17 protein-coding genes and 1 tRNA gene are annotated in these 22,709 nt (G+C 48.5%); 15 read left to right on the plus strand and 3 right to left on the minus strand.

Annotation, left to right across the window (positions count from 1 at the left end; genetic code table 11):
* The first annotated feature begins 5 nt into the window (after positions 1–5).
* The 14 genes from ACYVFD_RS13885 (at position 6) to ACYVFD_RS13950 (ending at position 11,286) form a co-directional block, all read left to right on the plus strand.
* A tRNA-Pro gene (locus ACYVFD_RS13885) sits at positions 6–82 on the plus strand.
* 205 nt (positions 83–287) lie between these two features.
* Positions 288–1,727 carry an anthranilate synthase component I family protein gene (locus ACYVFD_RS13890; RefSeq protein ID WP_461090746.1) on the plus strand — a complete coding sequence of 480 codons (1,440 nt, stop codon included), beginning with the start codon at positions 288–290 and terminating at the stop codon, positions 1,725–1,727.
* Between the two features lie 131 nt (positions 1,728–1,858).
* Entirely contained in the window at positions 1,859–2,425 is a 567-nt protein-coding gene (locus ACYVFD_RS13895) for an anthranilate synthase component II (RefSeq protein ID WP_461090747.1), read from the plus strand.
* Positions 2,422–3,102, plus strand: a complete 681-nt coding sequence (locus ACYVFD_RS13900) for an SAM-dependent methyltransferase (protein ID WP_461090748.1) — start codon at positions 2,422–2,424, stop codon at positions 3,100–3,102. Before ACYVFD_RS13895 ends, ACYVFD_RS13900 begins: the two co-directional genes overlap by 4 nt.
* A gap of 34 nt (positions 3,103–3,136) precedes the next feature.
* Complete coding sequence (gene trpD / locus ACYVFD_RS13905) at positions 3,137–4,126, plus strand: anthranilate phosphoribosyltransferase (RefSeq protein WP_461090749.1); 990 nt, start codon at positions 3,137–3,139, stop codon at positions 4,124–4,126.
* A gap of 96 nt (positions 4,127–4,222) precedes the next feature.
* Entirely contained in the window at positions 4,223–5,047 is an 825-nt protein-coding gene (trpC, locus tag ACYVFD_RS13910) for an indole-3-glycerol phosphate synthase TrpC (RefSeq protein ID WP_461090750.1), read from the plus strand.
* Positions 5,044–5,688 carry a phosphoribosylanthranilate isomerase gene (locus tag ACYVFD_RS13915; RefSeq protein ID WP_461090751.1) on the plus strand — a complete coding sequence of 215 codons (645 nt, stop codon included), beginning with the start codon at positions 5,044–5,046 and terminating at the stop codon, positions 5,686–5,688. The genes trpC and ACYVFD_RS13915 overlap by 4 nt, the downstream gene beginning before the upstream one ends.
* Positions 5,689–5,745: 57 nt before the next feature.
* Entirely contained in the window at positions 5,746–5,952 is a 207-nt protein-coding gene (locus tag ACYVFD_RS13920) for a hypothetical protein (RefSeq protein WP_461090752.1), read from the plus strand.
* A 267-nt stretch (positions 5,953–6,219) separates the two neighbouring features.
* Positions 6,220–7,425: a tryptophan synthase subunit beta gene (gene trpB, locus ACYVFD_RS13925; protein ID WP_461090753.1), complete on the plus strand. Its 1,206-nt coding sequence runs from the start codon at positions 6,220–6,222 to the stop codon at positions 7,423–7,425.
* Between the two features lie 89 nt (positions 7,426–7,514).
* Positions 7,515–8,321 (plus strand): tryptophan synthase subunit alpha, encoded by an 807-nt coding sequence (trpA, locus tag ACYVFD_RS13930; protein WP_461090754.1) that lies wholly within the window; start codon positions 7,515–7,517, stop codon positions 8,319–8,321.
* 17 nt (positions 8,322–8,338) lie between these two features.
* Positions 8,339–8,947 carry a bifunctional phosphoribosyl-AMP cyclohydrolase/phosphoribosyl-ATP diphosphatase HisIE gene (gene hisIE / locus ACYVFD_RS13935; protein ID WP_461090756.1) on the plus strand — a complete coding sequence of 203 codons (609 nt, stop codon included), beginning with the start codon at positions 8,339–8,341 and terminating at the stop codon, positions 8,945–8,947.
* A gap of 86 nt (positions 8,948–9,033) precedes the next feature.
* Positions 9,034–9,369: a phage holin family protein gene (locus tag ACYVFD_RS13940; RefSeq protein ID WP_461090757.1), complete on the plus strand. Its 336-nt coding sequence runs from the start codon at positions 9,034–9,036 to the stop codon at positions 9,367–9,369.
* A gap of 111 nt (positions 9,370–9,480) precedes the next feature.
* Positions 9,481–10,842, plus strand: a complete 1,362-nt coding sequence (locus ACYVFD_RS13945; protein WP_461090758.1) for a flavin monoamine oxidase family protein — start codon at positions 9,481–9,483, stop codon at positions 10,840–10,842.
* 60 nt (positions 10,843–10,902) lie between these two features.
* Positions 10,903–11,286 carry a RidA family protein gene (locus tag ACYVFD_RS13950; protein WP_461090759.1) on the plus strand — a complete coding sequence of 128 codons (384 nt, stop codon included), beginning with the start codon at positions 10,903–10,905 and terminating at the stop codon, positions 11,284–11,286.
* Between the two features lie 39 nt (positions 11,287–11,325).
* Here the strand turns inward: ACYVFD_RS13950 and ACYVFD_RS13955 are convergent, their stop codons facing one another.
* A complete protein-coding gene (locus ACYVFD_RS13955) occupies positions 11,326–17,733 on the minus strand; it encodes an alpha-2-macroglobulin family protein (protein WP_461090760.1) in 6,408 nt (2,135 codons plus the stop codon).
* Between the two features lie 138 nt (positions 17,734–17,871).
* On the opposite strand from ACYVFD_RS13955, the gene ACYVFD_RS13960 reads away from it, so the two are divergent.
* Positions 17,872–18,453: a peptidylprolyl isomerase gene (locus tag ACYVFD_RS13960; RefSeq protein ID WP_461090761.1), complete on the plus strand. Its 582-nt coding sequence runs from the start codon at positions 17,872–17,874 to the stop codon at positions 18,451–18,453.
* A 3-nt stretch (positions 18,454–18,456) separates the two neighbouring features.
* Here ACYVFD_RS13960 and ACYVFD_RS13965 read toward each other — a convergent pair whose 3' ends face one another.
* A complete protein-coding gene (locus tag ACYVFD_RS13965) occupies positions 18,457–21,615 on the minus strand; it encodes a PVC-type heme-binding CxxCH protein (protein ID WP_461090762.1) in 3,159 nt (1,052 codons plus the stop codon).
* Positions 21,616–21,730: 115 nt separating this feature from the next.
* On the minus strand, positions 21,731–22,588 hold the full coding sequence (locus tag ACYVFD_RS13970; RefSeq protein WP_461090763.1) for a sugar phosphate isomerase/epimerase family protein: 858 nt from the start codon (positions 22,586–22,588) through the stop codon (positions 21,731–21,733).
* Between the last annotated feature and the right edge of the window lie 121 nt (positions 22,589–22,709).

The raw sequence follows: 22,709 nt of genomic DNA on the forward strand, positions 1-22,709 counted from the left end.
CAATGCGGGGTGTAGCGCAGCCTGGTAGCGTGCTACGTTCGGGACGTAGAGGTCGTGGGTTCGAATCCCGCCACCCCGACCAAGCAACTGACGATAAATGACCACGTAAGTGGCTATCAATAAAATGAATAATACGGTTAATAACATGATTTGGTGGTGGCACTCTCCTACGTTGGGATGAGGGTTGCCGCTATTGTTGTTTACCAACAAACTTGCTAAAGGCTCACCGTCATCCCGGTGAGCCTTATTTTTTTCATCCCGTTGAACCATTGACAGATATAAACAGCATGACAACCGACTTTCCTTCAACAGTAACCTACCGAATTGTCAGCCGCCACAAACGGATGCTGGCCGACATCATCACGCCCGTAAGCATTTACCTGCGCATCCGTGACCGATTCCTCAACAGCATTCTGCTCGAAAGCTCAGACTATCACGGTAACGACAACAGTTACTCCTACATCGCTTTCGACCCGGTAGCCCGCTTTTCGTATGACAATTCCCGGCTGACCGTACAGTTACCCGGCGAATCGGAGCAAACGCGTGAACTACCCATTCAGGAAATGCGTGAGGCTTTGCAGCAGTTTAAAGACTGTTTTACCCACGAAAAGTCGAAGTTCCCGTTTATCACCAATGGCTTGTTTGGCTATTTCGGTTTTCCGTCCGTACAAGGTTTTGAAGACATAACCTTACAAGCTCCGGTACCGACCGAAAACCAAATTCCGGCGGCCGTTTTTACCGTATACCGCTATGTACTGGCTATCAATCATTTCAAAGACGAGCTTCACCTGTTTGAGCATAGCTACTTACGCGATGGCGATGTTGAACCGGAAAGCACACTGGACTACATCAGCGACCTGATCACCAGCCGTAATTACCCCATTTATTCATTCGATACCGCCGGGCCTGAGCAGTCCAATTTTACCGACGATGAATTCCGGGCAGTCATTCAGAAAGGGAAGGACCACTGCTACCGGGGCGACGTATTTCAGATCGTTCTTTCCCGTCGGTTCTCGACCCCGTTTACTGGCGATGAATTTAATGTCTATAGAGCCCTACGGTCGCTAAATCCGTCACCGTATCTATTCTATTTCGATTACGGCAATTACAAACTCTTCGGTTCGTCGCCAGAGTCGCAGATTGTGGTCAAGAATCGGAAGGCAACCATTTATCCGATTGCCGGGACCTTCCGACGCACGGGCGACGATGTTCACGATGCCGAACTGGCGCAAAAACTGTACGACGACCCGAAAGAATCAGCCGAACATGTCATGCTGGTCGACCTTGCCCGCAACGACCTGAGCCGCAACTGCGATGTGGTCAAGGTGGAGACGTTTAAGGAAGTGCAGTACTATTCGCACGTGATTCACCTGGTATCCAAAGTTGTAGGCGACCTGACCGAATCGGCCGATCCACTCCAAATCGTAGCCGAAACCTTCCCGGCCGGTACGCTTTCGGGCGCTCCCAAACACATGGCGATGCAGCTCATTGACCGGTATGAAAACATAAGCCGTAGTTTCTACTCTGGCAGTATCGGCTACATGGGCTTCGACGGTGAGTTCAACCACGCCATCATGATTCGGACGTTTATGAGTAAAGACAATACGCTGTATTATCAGGCGGGCGCTGGTATTGTAGCCAAGTCAGTCGTTGAAAGCGAATTGCAGGAAGTACATAACAAACTGGCAGCCCTACGCACCGCTATTGAGCAGGCAAAACAATTATAACGTATTAAGAGCGAGGAGTTAGACGTGAGAATGGCCGGGCCGCGCAGGCGGACGCAGACAGTTGCTACCGGATGGATTCTCACCGCTCCGGCGGCCCGGCCCTCGCTCCTCACTCCTCACTTCTGAAAAAAATGAAACTTTTAGTCTTAGATAACTACGATTCGTTTACGTACAACCTCGTGTACATCCTGCGGGAACTGGGCCATAAGCCCGATGTGATTCGGAACGACAAGATTGCGCTGGAAGCCGTTGACCAGTATGACAAAATCATGCTGTCGCCGGGGCCGGGTATTCCTTCTGAAGCGGGTATTATGCAGGACCTGGTTCGCGAATATGGTCCAACCAAAAGTATTCTGGGCATCTGCCTGGGGCATCAGGGCATTGGCGAAGTCTACGGAGCCACGCTCGAAAACCTCGGTGATGTACTCCACGGCATTGCCCACCGGGCAACCATTACCGACCGATCTGAACCCTTATTTGCCGGTATTCCCGACGAACTGACAGTTGGCCGCTACCACTCCTGGACGGTTATGCCCGATTCGATACCCGCTGACCTTCGTATTACGGCTGTGGATGAGAACGGCCGGGTAATGGGTTTATCACATAAACAGTATGATGTACGTGGATTGCAGTTCCATCCCGAATCGGTACTGACCGAAAACGGCGTGAAAATGATAGAAAACTGGTTGGCAATATGAAGCTGGCCCAAATTGTGCCCTGGGGTCGAACCCGAGAAGAGTATCAGCGTATGTTTAGCCTGACCGAGGCTGATTTACGGAGTCGAATGCTGGGGATAGGCGATGGACCGGCTAGTTTCAATGCTGAACAAACTGCAGTTGGAAACTCAGTTGTTTCGGTTGATCCGATCTATATTTTTTCAGCAGAGGAGATCGAAAAACGGATCGAGGACACTTATCAAACAATTATCGGGCAATTACAAAACGCTGGCGACCAGTACAACTGGACCTTATATCGAAACGCCGATGAATTAGGCAATGAGCGGATGAAGGCAATGAATCATTTTCTGGCTGATTATGAAATCGGGCGGCAACAAGGTCGCTATCTGGCTCATGCGTTACCCAAGCTGCCCTTTCCCGATCTGTCGTTTGATTTAGCGGTATGCTCGCATCTGCTTTTTCTGTACTCCGATCAGTTATCGGAAACGTTTCATCTGGAATCTATTCGGGAGCTGATGCGTGTGGCGAATGAGGTTCGCATCTTTCCCTTGATTTCGCTAGCCGGTGATCCCTCCCCTTACCTGAACTCTGTTCTGGCGGACTGTCAGACGGCTCGGATTCAGGCAGAACTAGTAGACGTACCTTATCATTTTCAAAAAGGAGCCTATCAAATGCTCCAGTTAACCCGAATCGTTTAACCATTTAACCGCTTCTTTCACGCATTACGTACGTATGAAAGCCATTCTAAATCATCTGTTTGAATACAAGTCGCTCACCAAAGGCCAGGCCCGTGAAGTGCTGCTGGGTATTGGCCGAGGGGAATACAATGCCGCACAAATCGCTTCGTTTCTGACCGTTTACATGATGCGTAGCCTGAGGCTCGAAGAATTGGAGGGATTCCGCGATGCGATGCTTGAACTTTGCCTTCCGGTTGATCTGTCAGCCTATGATCCAATGGACTTGTGCGGCACCGGGGGCGACGGCAAAGACACATTCAACATTTCAACTCTGTCGTCATTTGTGGTGGCGGGTGCCGGTCAGTGCGTAGCTAAACATGGGAATCATGGTGTTTCGTCGTTGGTCGGTTCATCGACGGTGATGGAGCGGCTGGGCTACACGTTTACCAACGATGTAGGCGAACTACAGCGCAAAATGGAAACGGCCGGTATTTGTTTTCTGCATGCGCCCCTCTTCCACCCTGCCATGAAAAATGTGGCTCCTATCCGAAAAGATTTGGGAGTAAAAACATTTTTCAATGTACTCGGTCCCATGATTAACCCAGCCAAACCTCAAAAACAGCTTGTTGGGGTATTCAGCCTTGAATTGGCGCGATTATATGCGTACCTTTATCAGCAAACCGACAAAAAGTTCATGATTCTTCACGCCCTGGACGGGTATGACGAAATCTCGCTGACAGGACCATTCAAAGTCATTAGTAATCAGACCGAACAGGTTGTGAAACCCGAACAGATGGGGCTGGATACTTTAACACCTGAATCGTTGGCAGGTGGACAGACATTGGATGAGTCGGCACAGATCTTTATGAATGTGTTGAACGATGAAGCCACTCCTGCGCAGAAGCAGGCCGTTTTAGCCAACTCGGCCATGGCACTGCTGGCAGCCGGAAAAGCCAGCACTCAGGAAGAAGCCGTTGCTATAGCTCGCGAATCGCTGGAAAGTGGCCGGGCGCTGGCAAGTTTTAAAAAATTGATCCATAAATAATGTACAGTGGACAATGCATAATGCACAATGAAAAGTGGGCTTATCCAGACACTACTATTTTTCATTTTACATTAATCATTATTCATTCATTCGGAAATGACCATTCTTGATCAAATCATTGCCCAAAAGCGAATCGAAGTAGCCCAGCGAAAAGAAGCCACACCTATCAGCGTGCTGGAACAAATGCCCGACTTTCGGCGAATGGGCCTGTCGGCACGGGATGCGGTTCAGGAGTTTCGCTCGTCGGGTATCATTGCGGAGTTCAAACGCAAGTCGCCTTCAAAAGGGATTATCAACGACATAGCCGACGTAGCCGAAACGACCCAGGGTTACGTTCGGTCTGGTGCTGCCGTTTTATCGGTACTGACCGATGAGCCATTTTTCGGCGGTACACCTGCCGATCTGCAAGCGGCTCGGCAGGCCAATCCGTCAACCCCGATTCTGCGTAAGGACTTTGTGATCGATCGGTATCAACTGCTGGAAGCCAAAGCCTGGGGGGCTGATGTGGTCTTACTGATAGCGGCCTGTCTGACACCCGACGAAGTGGCCGAACTTAGCCTGCAGGCCCACGACCTGAGCTTAGAGGTACTGCTTGAGGTACACGACGAAGACGAATTGGACAGAAGTTTCAACGTCAATGTTGATTTGGTCGGTGTCAATAACCGCAATCTGAAGACTTTTACTACCTCAATAGACACATCGCTGCGCCTGGTGGAGCGAATTCCCGACACGGTTGCCAAGATTACCGAAAGCGGGCTACATGATGCTGACACCATGCTAACCTTATTTCGGGCCGGTTTCGATGGCTTTCTGATTGGCGAAGCGTTCATGAAAACGGCCGACCCTGCCGCAGCATTACAGCATATAGTCACGGATTTTACGTCACGGATGTCCACTTCTACAAACTTGTACAGCTCATGAAAATCAAAGTGTGCGGTCTGCGAGACCCGAACAACCTGAAAGAAATTGCCGCTCTACACCCTGATTTTATCGGATTTATCTTCTACGATCAATCTCCTCGTTTTGTGGGTGAAGAGTTAGACGAAGAAGCGGTTAAGTCGCTACCTCGCAGCATACGAAAGGTAGGTGTGTTTGTCAACGCCAGCCCGGACACCATTCTGCGGACGGTGAAAAAGTATGATTTTCAATATGTACAGCTACACGGCAACGAAACGCCTGATTATTGCCGAAGTCTGCGAAACCGGGGTATCAACATCATCAAAGCGTTTCGGGTCGATTCGTCGTTCAACTTTTCGATGCTGAACAACTACAAAGCGCAATGCGACTTTTTCCTTTTCGATGCTAAAGGCGATCAACCTGGCGGCAATGGTATTACGTTCGACTGGAATATTCTGAGCCGCTACGATAACGAAAAGCCATTCTTCATCAGTGGTGGTATCGGACTGGATAACCTCAGTCAGTTGGATACCTTAAAAGGCATGAAACTGTACGGGGTCGATGTAAATAGTCAGGTAGAGATTGCACCCGGTATAAAAGACGTTGCCAAAGTAAAAGAACTGATCGACCGTGTAAGGCCTGTAGAGGAAGAAGAAACGGTGTAACTCGTCAGTAAATCATTCTGAACCCGATCTTGTTTAACCAGTAAACAGACAAGACTAATGGAAACGACGAAACAGATAGAAGATGAGATTCCTCCTCTGAGAAGAGGACAGAGTTATAAACCAGAAGATATTAAACGGTGGGGGGTTAAGAATTTCCTAGATACTATTATACCTAAAACACCATTTATACGTCAGTTCCCCGATTTTACAGAGGAAGAAAATAAGCGGATGAATGAATTACTGGCAGAAGCAGATAGGATATAAAAGAAAGTATGGTTCGACTAAAAAGGTTATTGGCCTGCTTTACTTTTACAACAATTCTATGGTTAACACTCTCCTGGCTTGGGCTGACTTGTAGCGACTTCATTCTACACAACTTCATTGGCAATACTTGGATTTTTCTCTCAGATCATGGATTAAGGCTTAACTGGAGCCGCTATTTTGTTACTATCACAAGCCTTCTTTTATTCTTCACTATTGAGATCGTAGCTATTATTTATAGCAAGTCCATATCTAATTTTTAAAGCTACCATGCAAACCACTCTCGAACCCCAAACCTCTTTTGAGGTATCCGATAAAGGATTTTATGGCCACTTTGGCGGAGCATTCATTCCTGAAATGCTTTATCCAAATGTCGAAGAACTTCGTCAGAATTATCTGAAGATTATCAACGATCCAGCATTTCAGGCTGAATTCTGGCAATTGCTCGAAGATTATGTGGGTCGGCCAACCCCGTTGTTTCAGGCTAAGCGGTTATCGGAAAAAGTTGGCGCAACAGTCTACCTCAAACGCGAAGACCTATGCCATACAGGTGCTCATAAGGTCAATAACACCATTGGGCAGATTCTGGTAGCGCAGCGGCTTGGCAAAAAACGGATTGTGGCCGAAACCGGGGCAGGTCAGCATGGTGTGGCTACGGCTACCGTCTGCGCGCTGATGGGTCTCGAATGCATTGTCTACATGGGTAGTATCGATATGGAGCGCCAAAAACCCAACGTCGATCGGATGCGGATGCTGGGCGCTACCGTTGTCCCAGCTACCTCGGGAAGTCAGACGTTGAAAGATGCTACCAACGAAGCTATGCGGCACTGGATTAATAACCCTGTCGATACGCATTACATCATCGGCTCGGTGGTTGGTCCTCACCCCTACCCAGATATGGTTGCTCGCTTTCAGTCGGTCATCTCGGAAGAAATCAAAAAGCAATTGTTTGCCAAAACCGGTCGCCAGAATCCCGATTATGTAGTAGCCTGCGTAGGTGGAGGCAGTAATGCAGCGGGTGCATTTTTCCATTATCTTAACGAGCCAACCGTTCGTCTGGTAGCGGCCGAAGCAGCCGGGCAGGGTGTCACCTCAGGCCATTCGGCAGCCACAACGGCACTGGGGAAACCCGGTGTCTTGCACGGAAGCCGCACGATTCTGATGCAAACGGAAGATGGTCAGGTCATTGAACCGTATTCCATTTCGGCCGGGCTTGATTATCCAGGAATTGGTCCACTTCATGCCCATCTGTTCGATTCGGGCCGGGGCGATTTCTATGCCATTACCGACGACGAAGCTCTGCAAGCGGGTTTTCAACTCAGTAAGCTGGAAGGTATTATTCCCGCGCTGGAATCGGCTCATGCCCTAGCAGCACTCGAAAAAATGGATCTCAAGCCGGACGATGTCGTCGTCGTTTGCCTGTCGGGCCGGGGTGATAAAGATTTAAGTACGTACTCAAAGCATCTGCTATCGTAACGCGGACAAGATGTCCGCATGCCCTAAGGCAAATTATATAGCTACCTTATTAGCCGTAAGACTTGCGGACAATATGTCCGCGTTACATCATGACTCAGGAACTTACCCAAAACCGCATTTCGGCACTATTCGCCAAAAAAAGTGAGCGGTTATTAAGCATTTATTTCACTGCTGGATTTCCAAATCTCAACGATACGGTACCCATACTACGCAGTTTAGAGGCCGCTGGGGTTGATTTTGTCGAAATCGGCATGCCTTATTCCGACCCCGTTGCCGATGGTGAAATCATCCAGCAAAGCAATGGCAAAGCACTGGAAAATGGCATGTCGCTGAAGACGTTGTTTGCTCAGTTAGAAGGCCTCCGGGAGGAACAGTCCAGCGCTCCGGTTCAGATGCCGGTTCTATTGATGGGTTACATCAATCCAGTGCTTCAGTTTGGGGTTGAAAATTTCTGTCGAAAATGTCGGGAAGTGGGTGTGGATGGCGTTATTATCCCCGATTTACCGCTTGATTTATACCTGTCCGACTATGCTGCTACATTCCGGGCATACGGCATCTTGAATGTGAACCTTATAACGCCCCAAACGTCTGAAAGCCGCATCCGAAAGATTGATAATGAGTCTGATGGATTTATTTATATGGTTTCTTCGGCCAGCATTACCGGTTCAACAAAGGGCGTGAGCGATTCCATGCGTGAGTATTTCGAACGTATTCAGGCCATGAACCTGCGCAACCCATACCTGATTGGATTTGGCATTAAGGACCATCAGACGTTCGATACAGCTAGCCAGTATTCAAACGGAGCTTTTATAGGAACCGCCTTCATCCGTCATCTGGAGGAAAAAGGTACATCGGCAGAGAGCATTCGAGAGTTTGTGCACACGATTCGGGCGTAGAGCTTACCTTTGCGACTATGAATTCCGAAATCAATTTTGATAAATCGCCCGACGGTCTGGTTCCTGCCGTTATTCAGGATGCTGATACGGGTAAAGTGCTGATGCTGGGCTACATGAATCGTGAAGCGTACGATAAAACCGTAGCTGAGAATATTGTCACGTTTTTTAGCCGTAGCAAACAGCGTCTGTGGACAAAGGGCGAAACGTCCAACAACTTCCTGCACGTCCGGGAAATTATGGTTGACTGCGATGGCGATACGTTATTGATCAAAGCTAGCCCTGCCGGACCAATTTGCCATACGGGCGCTGATACCTGTTTTAACGAAGTAAATCAGGGTAAAGGCCAGTTTTTGAACTATTTACAAAACATCATCCACGATCGGAGAGTAAATCCGTCTGAGCAATCGTACACGGCCAGCTTATTTAAGAAAGGCGTTAATAAGATTGCGCAGAAGGTTGGCGAAGAGGCTGTGGAGCTGGTTATAGAAGCAAAAGACAACAACGATAACCTGTTTAAAGGGGAAGCAGCCGACCTGATATTCCACTTCCTGGTGTTGCTGGAACAGAAAAATATTCAACTCGACGACATTGTGGCAGTATTACAGGGCCGACATTCAAAACAATAATTTCTGATTTGCAGTTTGTTGTTCGATATTAGCAACCATCAACGCGATTGTTGTGCTTAGTTTCTCACCAAACACAAACAGACTCTATGGGATTGATTATTCGCATTCTGATTAGTGCAGTAGCCGTTTACATCGCCAGTATATTTATTCCGGGCATTCATGTTTCGGGCGGGGCCGGTACCTACTTGATGGTAGCCATCGTTCTAGGTTTTCTCAATGCCTTTATTAAGCCTATTCTAACCGTACTGACTATTCCTATTACCATTATTACACTGGGACTTTTCCTACTGGTTCTGAATGTGCTCATGGTTTACCTGACCGCCTACCTGATTCCGGGTTTTCATGTGACAGGATTCATCGCAGCGCTGCTGTTCAGCTTTGTAGTGTCGATCGTGACTTCTTTGTTGGATGCCGTAGTGTAAGAACCGGTTTATGACGCTATTATTTGAATGCCATAGCCTGAAGCTGTGGCATTCGTCATTTTTCAGGGTCGTTGTTTTTCTGTAGGTTACGCCATGAATTTTTAAACCATCATGACTGAGCCGAATACGTGTTACGATGCGATTGTTGTTGGGGCAGGCTATGCAGGTCTGGCCACAATGAACGAACTCTTTAAAACCGGGAAGAGCGTTTTGTTGCTTGAAGCACGTGATCGCATTGGCGGCCGGGTCTGGACTCAACGGTTCGAAGATGGAACCTACGTCGACCTGGGCGGTGCCTGGGTTGGCCCAACGCAGGATCGGCTGTACGCACTGGCTCGTGAATTTGGTGTTGAAACCTATAAAACGTACGACGAAGGAAAGAGTACTCAATATTTTCGTGGTCAAGTCAAGCGCTATAAAGGCCTGATTCCTCCGTTACCCATTGGTGCTCTGCTGAGTCTGGATGCAGCCATCAAGAAACTGAACAAACTGTCGAAAGCCGTAAATCTGGCCGAACCCTGGACAACGCCCAATGCTCAACGTCTCGACTCAATGACGCTGGCCGAATGGATGAATCAGCAAATGCGTTTTGGCGTGGCCAGGCAATTTTTCAAAGTAGCCGCCGAAGCTATTTGGGCTGCTGACCCCGCTGAAATTTCGCTTCTTCATGCGTTGTTCTATACAAAGTCATGTGGGGATTTAGACAGGCTGATGAATATTAAAAACGGAGCACAGGAGGAGCGTTTTATAGGTGGTGCCCAGACTATTGCCGACCGGCTGGCGGCTACGTTCATCAACCAGATTATATTCGATTCACCCGTTAAAGCGATTCTACAGGATGGGGAGACTGTCAACGTAGTAACGACAAAGGAAACCTATAAAGCTAGGCGCATTGTTGTTACGGTTCCGCCTGCCCTTCAAAACTATATTGATTTCCAACCGATATTTCCGGCGCAACGAGCCCAATTGATTCAGCGAATGCCTATGGGATCGGTCTGGAAATGCTATGCCATTTACGAAAAGCCATTCTGGCGCGAACAAGGGTTGAATGGCCTGGCCGCCACTCCTGACGGACACATAACCGTTACATTCGATAATTCGCCTAATGACAGCTCTTATGGCGTGTTGATGGGCTTTGTACTGGGCAATCAGGCCAGATCATTTGCAGAATTGACCGAAGATGAACGAAAGCTATCTGCTCTTCACTCATTCGCTACTTTTTTTGGCAATCAGGCGCTAAAACCGGTCCGTTACCTCGATCATAGTTTTATGAATGAAGAGTGGTCGCGCGGTTGTTATGCTGGGCTTATGGGACCCGGAGTCTGGACCACACTAGGTCCTGCCCTACGCCAGCCCATTGGCCGAATTCACTGGGCTGGAACTGAAACCTCCGACATATGGAATGGCTATATCGACGGGGCAATTCGCTCTGGTGAGCGAGCGGCCAAAGAAGTGATGATGTATGATGTATGATGTATGATTCTACAAAATCATTTGGGTTTTCTTCAGTGTATTCGTAAACTATAAAGCAAAATGACGTTTATCCAGACACCCAATGCGCCCGTTCCGGGCGGCCATTATTCGCAAGCCGTTGTCCATAATGGGTTAGTTTTTGTATCAGGCATTTTGCCAATTACACCTGATGGCCAGAAACTAGCCGAGGCTACTATAGCCGAACAAACCAAACAGATTCTGGCCAATCTTGACGCTATTTTACAAGCAGCCGGAAGTCGTCGCGATCAGGTTTTAAAAGTTAGCGTATTCATTTCGGATATAACTGCCTGGGGAACCGTCAATGAGATTTACTCTACCTTCTTCGGTAGCCATCGCCCTGCCCGCTCTGTAGTACCAGTTGGTCCTTTACATTATGGCTTCGCCATTGAACTGGAAGCAACAGCTATCGTTTTCGAGCATTGATCTGACAGATACACGCTTATTTACACAATACACTTTCTACTATTCAACCTGTTTCACCCGTACCCGTTCGCCCGCTGAGTGTGCCGAAAATTCGGGCGCGTAGAAGCACTGAACAGTAGCGACACCAGCCGAGAAATCACCCGTTTGTGCCACGCGTAAATCGTACTCAAATACATGCGTTCCAACGGGCAGGTAACTCATGAAGAAATCGGTGCTGGCATCGCGGGGGGATTCGTAATAGCCAATGCCATTCTGGTATTTGTAACCCGACAAAGCGGCTACTGGCTCAAAACCAGATGCCCGACTGTCTTTCAGGTGGACATACTCCATAGTTCGGTCAGTTTTTAGTACCAGCCGCACTTTAATCAGGTCGCCGGGCTTGAGTGATGTTTTTTCGGTTACGGTCGAAATCACTGGTCCACTGGGTGAATCCCGTTGGACATACAGCGTCTTTTGCACCGATAGTCCGGCACTGCCCGGCATGACCCGATCGAGCGGTTCGAAATGCTGCCAGTACAACGCTCCCCAGGCTGGTCCGTCGGTTGTTTTCGTGATCTGAATCGTACCCATTTCAGGCTTGATTTCCGAAGATGCGTAGGTTACTTTTTCGTAGCCGGTAATGGCATCGGCTTTGGTGACCCGACTTTCAATTGGCTGGCCTCCCAAACTTACCTGCGTGCTTACGCCCGTGCCGAGCCAGTCAGTTCCTCGTAGCAACAGCGCATAAATAGCTTCGGTGGTTGCTTTGGTCGATGCCCACGATTGCGTTTGTTTCTGGCGCAATAGCCATCGTTTCATATCGTCTATTTCAGTCTGGTTCGGGTTAATTTCTCCGAATGCTTCAATGAGATAAGCCTGCGTTTCGATGGGTGTCTGATACCAGTAAAGACCGCTGGTATTGTCGGGCCAATACGTTCCCAATTCCTCACTTTTCCGCGTACGCTCCCGTAGCGATGCCAGAATGCCATTCGCGGTTTTGGTATCGCCAAACCGAGCGAGTGCTATGGCCGAAAGTGCTTGTCCCTGCAAACTTTGGTTCTGCCATTGCTCAGCAGTTTTACTTTTCAGATAAGCTAATACCGTTTTATCGACGGGCTTATCCACATAAAAACTTCGGGCGTATAGATACTGAGTCGCTGAGAAATACCAGTTGTATACTGTTTTTACGCCCTTCTTTGATTCAGCCTTTTGTTGTTCCTCAATCAATCGCTTCACTTCAGCATCCACAAACCGAATGGCGCGAGCTTGCATATCGGCCAATTTAGCCTGCATGTCATCGGGGAATTTAACACCTAGTTTCTGCAAATGCCCAAAGCCACTCAGGATATGTAAGGTCATTGATAAATCGGGAGTCATGCCACCAAACCACCGCAGTCCGCCACTTTCGGTTTGCAGTTGCTGCAACTTCTCAAACGCCCGCAGTTGCTCACTTTCCATCCGATTGGCATCCAGTAACTGACCTAATTTTGCCTGGCGCTCATTCTCCGACCGGGCACTTGCCAGCCAGGGCGAATTTTCCAGCGTAACGGTCTTTAGTTCTTCATTCGTTTGCAGTGGACTTTTAGGCGGATTCTTTTGCCATTCTGCAATTACCTGTCGGAAAATCGGCTTACTCCCTACAATATGTGCGGCCAAACTATTGGCATATAAACGGCTGAAGAGTTGCTCTGCACACTCATATTGATATTCCATCAAATACGGCAACGATTGCAGCGCATACCAACTCGGGTTGCTCGTTACCTCCACCGTTAATCGTTCATGCTGTACTGGCAATTCAGGATTTAAATTCGTCAGGGGCTTCAATTTGAACGCTTTGGTTTCTGTCGAACGCGACCCCGGACCATTTACCCAGAACGGCTGCGAATCGGTCACCAGGAGCCGATTGGGCAGAATCGGAATGGTGAATTCTTCGCCATCGGTGAACGTACCCGATTGCGCCGATAACCGACAGGTGACAGCCTCCAGCCCTTTTGGTACAATTATCGTCCAGCCAATTGATGTACTTAACCCAGGAGCCACCATAGCCACTTGTTCGCCAGCTATTCGTTGCGGTACTGGTAATGGCTCGCCAGTCAATGCGTTGGTTAGCGTTAGGTTGGTTGTAGCGTCATATAAAGGTCGTTCTGACAAATTGGTGAGCCTCGCCCGCACCTGAATGGTATCGCCTTCCCGCAGGAAACGAGGAGCATTGGCCGTAATCATCAATTCTTTCTGCGTAACGATTTCCCGCTCCAATGTTCCTGTTTTCAGATCTTTCGTATGGGCGAAGGCAAGCAATCGCCAGCGCGTGAGCGCTTCGGGCATCGTAAATTTCAGCACGACTCGCCCCTTCTCATCCGTTTTAAGTTGTGGGAAAAAGAAAGCCGTTTCGTTGAAATTCCGGCGCGGATTGATGAGCTCAGGCTGTTTGGGTGTATTCGATTTATTAGAGCTCCCACCTACTTGTTCGCTTGCATCGGCCGACTTTTGCATAGGAGCCGCCATAACACCCGGAGCGGCACCTTCAAGTTTTGCTACCGCACCTGTAACACCACGTCTTGCCTGTGTTCCGTACCCTACAACCACTACCTCACTCAATGCCTGTACATTGGGCAGGAGGTCCAGTGTCTGCTTTTTCTTCGTGATGGTTAGTTCACCTGTATTATACCCGACAAATGAGAAAACCAGTGTAATCGACTTATTTCCAGTACCTACATTCAGAGAAAATTCTCCTTTTGCATTCGTATTTGTCCCCTTGCTTGTTCCTTTCAGGCTAATTATAACACCGGGTGCCCCTATGCCCTGCGCGTCTTTGATAACTCCCGAAACTACTCCACCAGCCTGTGTAATTGTTACACGCAGCGCGTCATCCACTAGCCCAAATGGTCTATCAGGATGATACGGAAACGGACGGTTGCCAGTAGGGGAAAATCGGTAACCTAGCCAACTTAACTGGTCATAACGCCAGGCTGGTACGGCCAGTGTGGGTCTGTTTCGATAAAATAGGTCACGGCTACCCACAGCCGAAAAGCCTCCCGATTGCCAGTAGGTTGAATACGAGGTGTAGTTCTGATAAAAAGTGTTCTGCCAGTCGAGTCGGGCAAAGGCGTCGAGTGAAGCATCGTAAAGGGTAGCAACCGCTTCGGCCATTTCTTTATTTAAACCGCTAATTTTTAGGGTCCACTCTTCGCGTTGACCTGGCTTTAGCTTATTGCGGAATGTCTCTGTTTCAATCGTAAGCTGTTTGTTTGTAAAAGGTACCAGAATCGGTTGGCTTCGCTCATAAAATCGCCCATTCTGAATCATCGAGAAATGCACTGCAAAGCCTCCCCGTTGATTCTCCGTAATAGGCAACGTCACCTGCTTCGGACGCCCTTCGGTTTTGATCCATTCCTGACGAACAATTGCTCGTTTTTCTTCGACAGTCATCAGCACCCAACTGGGTTGGTTCGTTCCTACCCAGAAAACAGCTTTTTCTCCGGGATTAACCGTACTTTTTCGAACCTGCAACCAGCCATTCGGGCGGGCCGAAGCAATCGGTTGTTTTTCGTCGATAAGTGTAAAATACGCCTGTTCTTTAGCCTGCTCTCCCGCCGAATCGGTTACGGCTAATTCGGCTACATACTCGCCAGCAGCATACCGTTTCAGATCGGCCTTAACAATAGAATCCTTTGGTAATGTAACGGCCTGTTGCTGTACTATTTCACCTTTAGTCCAAGAACGCGGATCTATTTCATTCGCATACAGATCGTTGGGAAACAGCCTTTCGAACTCCGCCCGGCTCATGAGCTGCCGGTCGGGCCGCTGCCACAATCGCTTACGCAGCAGGCGAATCGGTGGTTGTAGTTTATAGACGATCAATTGGCCTTTTGCCGAAACCGACTGCCCCGACTGATTCGTGATTTTTATCGGGAAGTTGGATGGACTGTCTTTTTCGATTTCTGCCGGTATCTTCAATTCAGCCTGCAGCGCCGAATAGCCAATCCCCAGCGTTTGAGTCACGCTGCGCGTTTCTCCGGCAACGTCAGTAACATCCACCGTAACCTCAAAATCGAAGACTGGGTTATCTTTAGGTGATTGAGCAAGGTCTGGTGTTGCCGTAAATGAAATCTGTACACTACCCTGTTCGTCGGTAGTTGCCGTACCGTTAGCGATTTCTGCCTGGGCCATATTGCGTGGGCGATACCACCAGTACCACCGTTGCCGTAAACGTCGTGTAATCCTGTACCGAACTGACGCTTTATCGACTACTGCTCCCGAGAACGTTTTAGCTTCTGCCGTCAGCGAAACCGTCTGACCGAGTTTAAACGATTGCCGGATCGGCTTTACCTTCACTTCAAAGGTTGGGCGTTTATATTCTTCGACCCGAATGCTTACACTGCCATACTCTGTTTGCAACGTCATTTGCCCCGTCAGCCGACCAGTTGGAGCTGTAAACGTAGTTGTAAATGTTCCGAACTCGTTGGTTTTTAGCGTCTTTTCAGTTATTTGATCCCAATTCTGATCGCGCAGTTCAATAGTAACCTCTTCGCCCGCTTCGACTGTGTACTGATTCGCTTTTCCCTCATACAGTATGCCCTTTACATAAATCGGCTGACCAGGACGATAGATGCCACGGTCAGTAAATAAAACGACATGCTCTTCATGGGGCTCCTCCTGGTCACGATAGCCCGAAAAATAGTGAGTGTCAGAGAGCAACGTATCATTACCGGCTGTAATCTGATAATAAAAAGATCCATTGGACACCTCATACCCCGGTATTGTAACCCGGCCGTCCTTGTCACTCACAGCCACTTTTTTGCCTGACCTATCTGGTTTCAAACCGGCTTTATGAATGCTAACCGACGCATTGCTGATTGGCTGGCCCGTTGTCCGATTCGCTATAAACAGGGTTTGATCGGTTTTCGAAAGATTTGTTGGAACAACCAGATAGCTAAGTTCCGAGACGGTGAATGATGCCAACTGTACCGATTCTGATTTTGCAGTAAGCTTATCTTCGCTCGTAATTAGGAGCATATACTGCCCAGCAGGCAAGCCTGATATGGGAATTTCGACCGAGTGAGCATTCAAATCACCATCATCAGGTAATTTTATTACGCTTTCCAGTGCCTTAGTCCGGGCAAGCCATTTCGTCAGTAGGGCCTTACGGCGATCTTCGCCATACCGAAATTCGTCCTGATACGCCTGTCTTTCCGACATTGTCATCGGAATGATCCGGTACAAAAGCTTTGGAACGTTTCGGTAGGATACCAACGTCCGAAAAGGTTGCCTGGGAGTTGCGACATTTTCGATTTGAATAGAATAAGACGGTTCAACTAAATCGCTCAACAACGCCTTAGCTTTTTGCGACGACTGCGTAGACGGATACCGCTTAATGATGTCCTGGCAAATATCTTTAGCCTCTTTCCTGTACCAGTGATTAGGACCAATAAAGGGCTCGTCAGCGAAATCTTCGCCATCACCAGATCGAATAACTTCAGCATGTTGCGCCAAAAATTCGGCTAATCGATAGGCATATACCGCTTCGATAGGGTTATTTTTAAACCGATCAGTCTGCTTTTCAAGTGTTTGTCGATAAAGTGTATCCTTATTGGGTACTATACTGTATCTGTACACAAAAGCAAGGCGAAGTACATCAACATCAGCCAGCGCATCTGGATTAGTGTCTTTTAAATGAAGCGCCAGCAATTGCTGGTATAGCAACAAAGCCTGATAACGACCAGAAAGAGAATCCAGGCTTTTTATAGGGAGTTGAGCAAATACATCCGGCCCAGCCAGGTAATCGGCCTTATCAAGCTCAAATTTGAAAACAGGTTTTAGTAAATCAGGCTCTGTGTTCTGGAAGAAATCCAGTGCCCGATGGGCCAGCAAATCGTAGAGCGAAGGTCGGAGCGGTCGTGCTGCCGGGTCCCCTTTTTGCAACAACACGTCGAAATCGCCAATTGGTGTTTTCTGAAGAATGTCTTTCGACCGTACAGAAGCCAGATAGGTCGACGTGGCCGCTCCAACTAACTGACGAGCATCCCAGGTTCTAAAATCGGCGGCTAATGAATCCTTTGCATTGGTTGCGGCTGTGTTTACGACGGCCCGATTATAAAACTTATACCGGTTCTGCTGGAAATACTGCCAGTATATATCGGCCAGTACGGATTGTAGAACTGACCGGGCGGGTTCGGGTGTATCGTTAATATCGGCCTGTACGGATTGTACCAGTTCGGCATACGCGTTTTCGTCCGAAAAACTTCTGAAAATCATACGATGCATAGCTGCTTTGACCACCTGCGGGTAGTTCTTCTGCGCTTTAGCTTCCTTATAAATCCGATTGGCAATGTCCAGAGCCGATTTAGGTAACCCTTTGTTGGCTAATGAATCGGCCCGTTTCCAATCGCGGGCGTAGTCGGGTTGGCGACTCTGTGCCGATGCGGCTATAGTTATCAAGACAAAAAGAACCGATAAGTAAGCTTGCATAATTTTCGATGAATGTAGGTTGCTGGGATAGATGATAGCTGACTCGCTTTTCCACAACGTTTGGTACTAGGATTCGGATTTGTAGGAAATGGTTTAATAGGTATATTTAGCTTCTTCCGATCATCAACGCTCAATTCGATGGCGCCACTCCTTCTTATACTGACTTATTTCCTCTCCTTTTCAAACCCTCCCATTAAAGAAAAAACCTATCCGATTGGTCAGATCAAAACCAATATGGGTGAAATTCTTTTCTGGCTCTATGATGAGACGCCAAATCATAAAGCAAGTTTCATTAAGCTGGCGGATCACAACTATTGGGATACGCTTACGTTTAACCGGGTCATTAACAATTTTGTGGCGCAGGGCGGCTGTCCTGATACACCCGCTGGCTTTGCGGATTCGCCTTATTTGCTAAAACCCGAATTCAGACCAACTATCCGGCATATTTATGGGGCTGTTGGAGCCGGGCGCGACAATAACCCGGAGAAACTCTCGGCTGGTTGTCAGTTCTACATCGTCCAGAACAAGAAAGGCGAACACCGTCTCGACGATAAATTCACCGTATTCGGTCAGGTATTTAAGGGAATGGAGATTGTCGATGCGATCGTAGCTGTTAAGACCGACTCGACCGACACACCCCTCTCTCCGATTAAACTGGATATCAATGTCCTTAACCTCACCGCTTCTCAACTGAAAAAGCTGGGGTACGTAGTTAAGTAGTGTTTATTGTTTCAGCAAAAACGCCGTCAGATCAGCCAGTTGCTGGTCGCTGATTCCTAACGCTTTGGGGTCGGGCATCAGGCTGGTCTTGTATTGCCGACGCGAAAAAATCTGGTCGGTCGGAATCGTGTGTTTATAGCCTTTGATTCCCTTAACTACAACCGATTGGTCGCCATCGCTTACCAGGAAGCCGTAGAACGTCTGCCCTTTTTTCGTCGTAATCAGCCAGGGCTCATACCCAAAGGCAATACCCGCACTGGGGTTCATAATGGCATCCAGTAATCCATTCCGATCAAACTTCTGATGAATTTCTGTGAGTTCAGGGCCAACATCCGTTCCAAGCTGACCGTGTTTGTGGCAGGTGGCGCAATTGGTTTTAAACACAGTTTGGCCTTTTTTGGCGTCTCCGGTCAGCATAGCCACTTTAGCAATAGGAGAATCAGAGTCTATACTGGTTGATACAGACGACGTTTTCTCAGCAACTGTACGTTGATCGGTAGCCTGAGCCTGTAAGGGAACGGTTGACACGGGGGCTGTTTTGGCCGGTTCTGGCTCTGCGGGTTTATTCTGCGTGACCTCGACCGATTGAGAGGGTTCGTCCTGCGTGGCAGCCACCGATGGTACGGGATGTAAGGTCGGCTTCAGCGGGAAGAATTCGCGGCCCATTGTCCGTACGGTCTGGTCTTTATTCGTCCGAATACCTGGCCCAGCCGCTTTAATCAGATCGTCTGATAGCTTTTTATCAGCCGCTAAGCCGATCAACACTTTGGCTCCTTCAGGGTCTCTGGACATCGAAATGGCTATTTTTCGCTTTTCAGCATCTGATAAGCCTTCATCCAGCAGCAATTGTCGTTTATCCAGCATCTTTTGCTCTTCAACCGATACCTGTGGTTTTTCGGGTATCACCTGATCCCAATTCAGCAGTTTTGCCCAGTCGTTACCTTTCCGGAAGTCCAGCCAGTAAGCAGCCTGAGCAGCTATGTCTTTATCTGTTGATCTGGACAGGTCGACCATAGTCTTAGCCGCTTGCTCGGTTTTGATAAAACCTAAAGCCGTAATGGCCTGTTCGCGTGCTTCGGCTGTCAGATTTCCGCTCTCTGCCCGCTTCTTCAACAGTGGTACTGCCGAAGCCGGATGTAGCTCCCAAACCAGATTAGCGGCTCGTTGATCCCAGTCGACAGGATTTTGGGGCAAGGTTTGGCGAATATCAAAAAACAAGGCTTCTTCTTTTCCATCAGCCGCTTTACCTAGCGCATCCAGATACCAGCGATCCTGTCCATCATAGCCTTTTACCAGATTCATAAGCATAAATCGGCATTCATCATAGGGCACATCACGTAAAGCTATAGCCACTTCCCGACGAACAGCCGGGCTTCGGTCAGTCGATAAGTTACCGAGTAGAGGAAGTAACGCCCGTTGCGAAGCGGTCAACGCTGGAATCGATTTTGAGTTTTCGGGGGTAATGCTCCGTAGCGCCCGTAATGCTACTAATCGGACTGGCGCATCAACGGCTTTCAGCAATCGTTCTACTTCAAATTGTCCCTCCGCTCCCAGTTGGGCAAGCAGAAAAATGGCTCTCGCCCGATGAAATTGATTTGCTGATGACAACAGTGCCTTGACGGGTTCAATCACTTTTTCGCCCTGTTCCCGCAACGCATTAAAACCCAGCATCCTGACATTGACGGCCGGACTGAGTAAGGCCGCAATCTGCCCCTGGGTTGAGTTAAGATCGAGTTTGGGCGTTTTTAGCCGTTTCCCTTTGGGTGTGATGCGATAAATACGTCCGTAGCCTTTCTGGTCTTTCATCTGATGCCCGCCTACTATCGGATCGTACCAGTCGGCAATGTAAAGGGCGCCATCGGGTCCAACGGCGATGTCGCTGGGTCGAAACCATTTGCGCGTATCAGTAGTGGTCGCATTCCATTTATAATTGGCATCTACTTCGGGCATAGAGCTGATCAGATCAACCCGTGCCATTTTATATCCCGCGCCCTGTGGTTCAGGCCGATACCCAAAAATCACGTTCCGACCAGCATCGGCACTAAGTAGCATACCTCGATACTGCGGCCCAAGTTCGTCGCCTTCGTACATGACAACTCCTGTAGGTGATCCCGCACCGGTAATGTCGCCAACGGGCATAACGCCGGGGTCCTGCTGGTGCCAGTGTGCCACCGGAACGGGTTGTCCGGGGCGTTGATCGGCCTTCCAGGTTCGGGTGCCGTCGGAACTAAAAAACCCAGCGTTGGCCCCTTCCATTAACCAACTTGTTCGGCAGGCAACCACTTCATCGTCATTGTCGTTCTGCCACATATTTCCGTATGAATCCAGAGCGGTTTCGTAATTGTTACGGAAATTATGGGCCATCACCTTCAGCTTCGAACCGTCGGGGTTGATACGTAAGGCCAAGCCACCCGTCCAGACTCGTCCATCGTCGCTGACCTGGTTGCCATGATTCAGTTTATTATGGGGTGTTCCGCCCGTATACATGCTACCCGAGCGCAACGTCCAGCCGTCAATATCCGAAACCACATGAGGACCTGCATTGCCGGTATTGAAATAGTATTTTCCGTCGGGCCCTGCAACTACGGCATGTAGTGAATGGTCGTGGTCCATGCCGCCGAAACCCATGAGCATGACCTCCTTTTTATCAGCTTTGTCGTCACCATCTTCGTCGATATAAGCCACCAGATTAGGCGCAGCGGATACAATTACTTTATTACCGATTACGGCAATGCCTAGTGGTGAAACCAGATCGGGGTCAGTGACGAACACTTTGCTGTCGTCGGCCTTCCCATCACCGTTTTTATCCTCCAGGATCATAATCCGTTCGCCTTCTGGATGATTGAGCCGATCTTCGGGTTTATTGTTGAATTTCCGGTAGTTGACAGCCTCCGTAATCCAGACACGCCCTTTGGCATCAACATCCATGTTCGTTGGATTGTAGAACATCGGCGTTTCGGCCCATAAGGTAGCTTCCAGATCGTCGGGCAAGTAGAGCGTATTCGAATCGGCAATTGCCACTGAAGCCATGTTACGGACAGACTCCTTAGCCAGCAGATAGTCAGTCGATTTATCAGATTGAATACCCTGACCAGCCATGGTTAAAAAGCCAACGGTCGTCAACGCAAACGGAAATGGATTCAGCGAGAACAGCTTTTTCATATATGCCAAGTTTAACGTTCCAGGTTTCATGTTTCAAGTTGGCAGTCGTACAACGAATAGATGCGCCAGCCAACTTGAAACATGAAGCCTGAAACTTGAAACAGTAAACCTTTTATCAACTAAACAGCGCTCGTACTGTCTTATTGTTTTCAATATAACTTTCGAGTATAGGTTGCCCTTTGGGCACGGCGCCTTCTATATGCAACCAGCCTTTATAGTGGATAGCATCCAGTTCTTGCCGAACTTTTGCCAGATCGACAATACCTTGGCCGAGTAATTGATCATTCTCTTTCAGGTGAATTTCACAAATCCGGCTTTTACCCAGGTCGCGAATTTCCTCAAAAATATTGTAACCACGAATGGACGAGTTGCAGACATCATAATAAACCTTGATAGCTGGTGACCCAACTGCTTCGATAATCGCCATCAGCTCAGGGGCTGAAAGCCAGGATTCAATACCTAAAATGACACCTGCTTTTTCAGCTTTTGGTGCCACCGCTTTCAACCGTTCAATAACTACCTGAATACCTTTTGGGTCGTTTCGAAGGTCATTTTTGTTGAAGAACGCCAGCAATACCGCCTTGACATCTAGGGCAGCGGCTACATCAACACTGTCCTGTACCCACTGTTCTGTTCGAGGATCGGATTTGTAGGGAATTTCGTTTAATAAACCAATGGCTAATCCGCCAATGGCTACGCCCGCTTTCTGAGCAGCTACTTTATAGGCTCGCTGTTTTTCAGGGTTGCGCAGATGAACGTGGTCGGTCGATGTGTTTAAACTAACCTGAACGCCATCGAGCCCAATTTGTTTGGCAACGGCGAATGCATTTATATCGCCAACGGGGCCAATTGACCAGTCGCAGGCACCAATTTTGAAGCGAGCTTTAGCAGGCGTTGGCCGTGGTAAAGCTGATGAGGTAAGCATTGACAGACCAACACCAGCAGTATAACGTAGGGCATCCCGACGATTCATAACAGAGGTTTGCTTGAAAACACACCAAAGGTACAACCAGAGTAATTATCATAGACAAAATAGTATGGAAGCAAGAAGTAAGAAATTTTTCCGTCTACTTCCAACCGTTCCGGTTCAGATG

Source organism: Spirosoma gilvum (genome assembly GCF_054776815.1).

What these genes read in the sequence shown, in the direction of transcription:
- ACYVFD_RS13890 (WP_461090746.1), top strand. Translation starts at nt 288, where the DNA reads ATGACAACCGACTTTCCTTCAACAGTAACCTACCGAATTGTCAGCCGC.
- ACYVFD_RS13895 (WP_461090747.1), top strand. Translation starts at nt 1,859, where the DNA reads ATGAAACTTTTAGTCTTAGATAACTACGATTCGTTTACGTACAACCTC.
- ACYVFD_RS13900 (WP_461090748.1), top strand. Translation starts at nt 2,422, where the DNA reads ATGAAGCTGGCCCAAATTGTGCCCTGGGGTCGAACCCGAGAAGAGTAT.
- trpD (WP_461090749.1), top strand. Translation starts at nt 3,137, where the DNA reads ATGAAAGCCATTCTAAATCATCTGTTTGAATACAAGTCGCTCACCAAA.
- trpC (WP_461090750.1), top strand. Translation starts at nt 4,223, where the DNA reads ATGACCATTCTTGATCAAATCATTGCCCAAAAGCGAATCGAAGTAGCC.
- ACYVFD_RS13915 (WP_461090751.1), top strand. Translation starts at nt 5,044, where the DNA reads ATGAAAATCAAAGTGTGCGGTCTGCGAGACCCGAACAACCTGAAAGAA.
- ACYVFD_RS13920 (WP_461090752.1), top strand. Translation starts at nt 5,746, where the DNA reads ATGGAAACGACGAAACAGATAGAAGATGAGATTCCTCCTCTGAGAAGA.
- trpB (WP_461090753.1), top strand. Translation starts at nt 6,220, where the DNA reads ATGCAAACCACTCTCGAACCCCAAACCTCTTTTGAGGTATCCGATAAA.
- trpA (WP_461090754.1), top strand. Translation starts at nt 7,515, where the DNA reads ATGACTCAGGAACTTACCCAAAACCGCATTTCGGCACTATTCGCCAAA.
- hisIE (WP_461090756.1), top strand. Translation starts at nt 8,339, where the DNA reads ATGAATTCCGAAATCAATTTTGATAAATCGCCCGACGGTCTGGTTCCT.
- ACYVFD_RS13940 (WP_461090757.1), top strand. Translation starts at nt 9,034, where the DNA reads ATGGGATTGATTATTCGCATTCTGATTAGTGCAGTAGCCGTTTACATC.
- ACYVFD_RS13945 (WP_461090758.1), top strand. Translation starts at nt 9,481, where the DNA reads ATGACTGAGCCGAATACGTGTTACGATGCGATTGTTGTTGGGGCAGGC.
- ACYVFD_RS13950 (WP_461090759.1), top strand. Translation starts at nt 10,903, where the DNA reads ATGACGTTTATCCAGACACCCAATGCGCCCGTTCCGGGCGGCCATTAT.
- ACYVFD_RS13955 (WP_461090760.1), bottom strand. Translation starts at nt 17,733, where the DNA reads ATGCAAGCTTACTTATCGGTTCTTTTTGTCTTGATAACTATAGCCGCA.
- ACYVFD_RS13960 (WP_461090761.1), top strand. Translation starts at nt 17,872, where the DNA reads ATGGCGCCACTCCTTCTTATACTGACTTATTTCCTCTCCTTTTCAAAC.
- ACYVFD_RS13965 (WP_461090762.1), bottom strand. Translation starts at nt 21,615, where the DNA reads ATGAAAAAGCTGTTCTCGCTGAATCCATTTCCGTTTGCGTTGACGACC.
- ACYVFD_RS13970 (WP_461090763.1), bottom strand. Translation starts at nt 22,588, where the DNA reads ATGAATCGTCGGGATGCCCTACGTTATACTGCTGGTGTTGGTCTGTCA.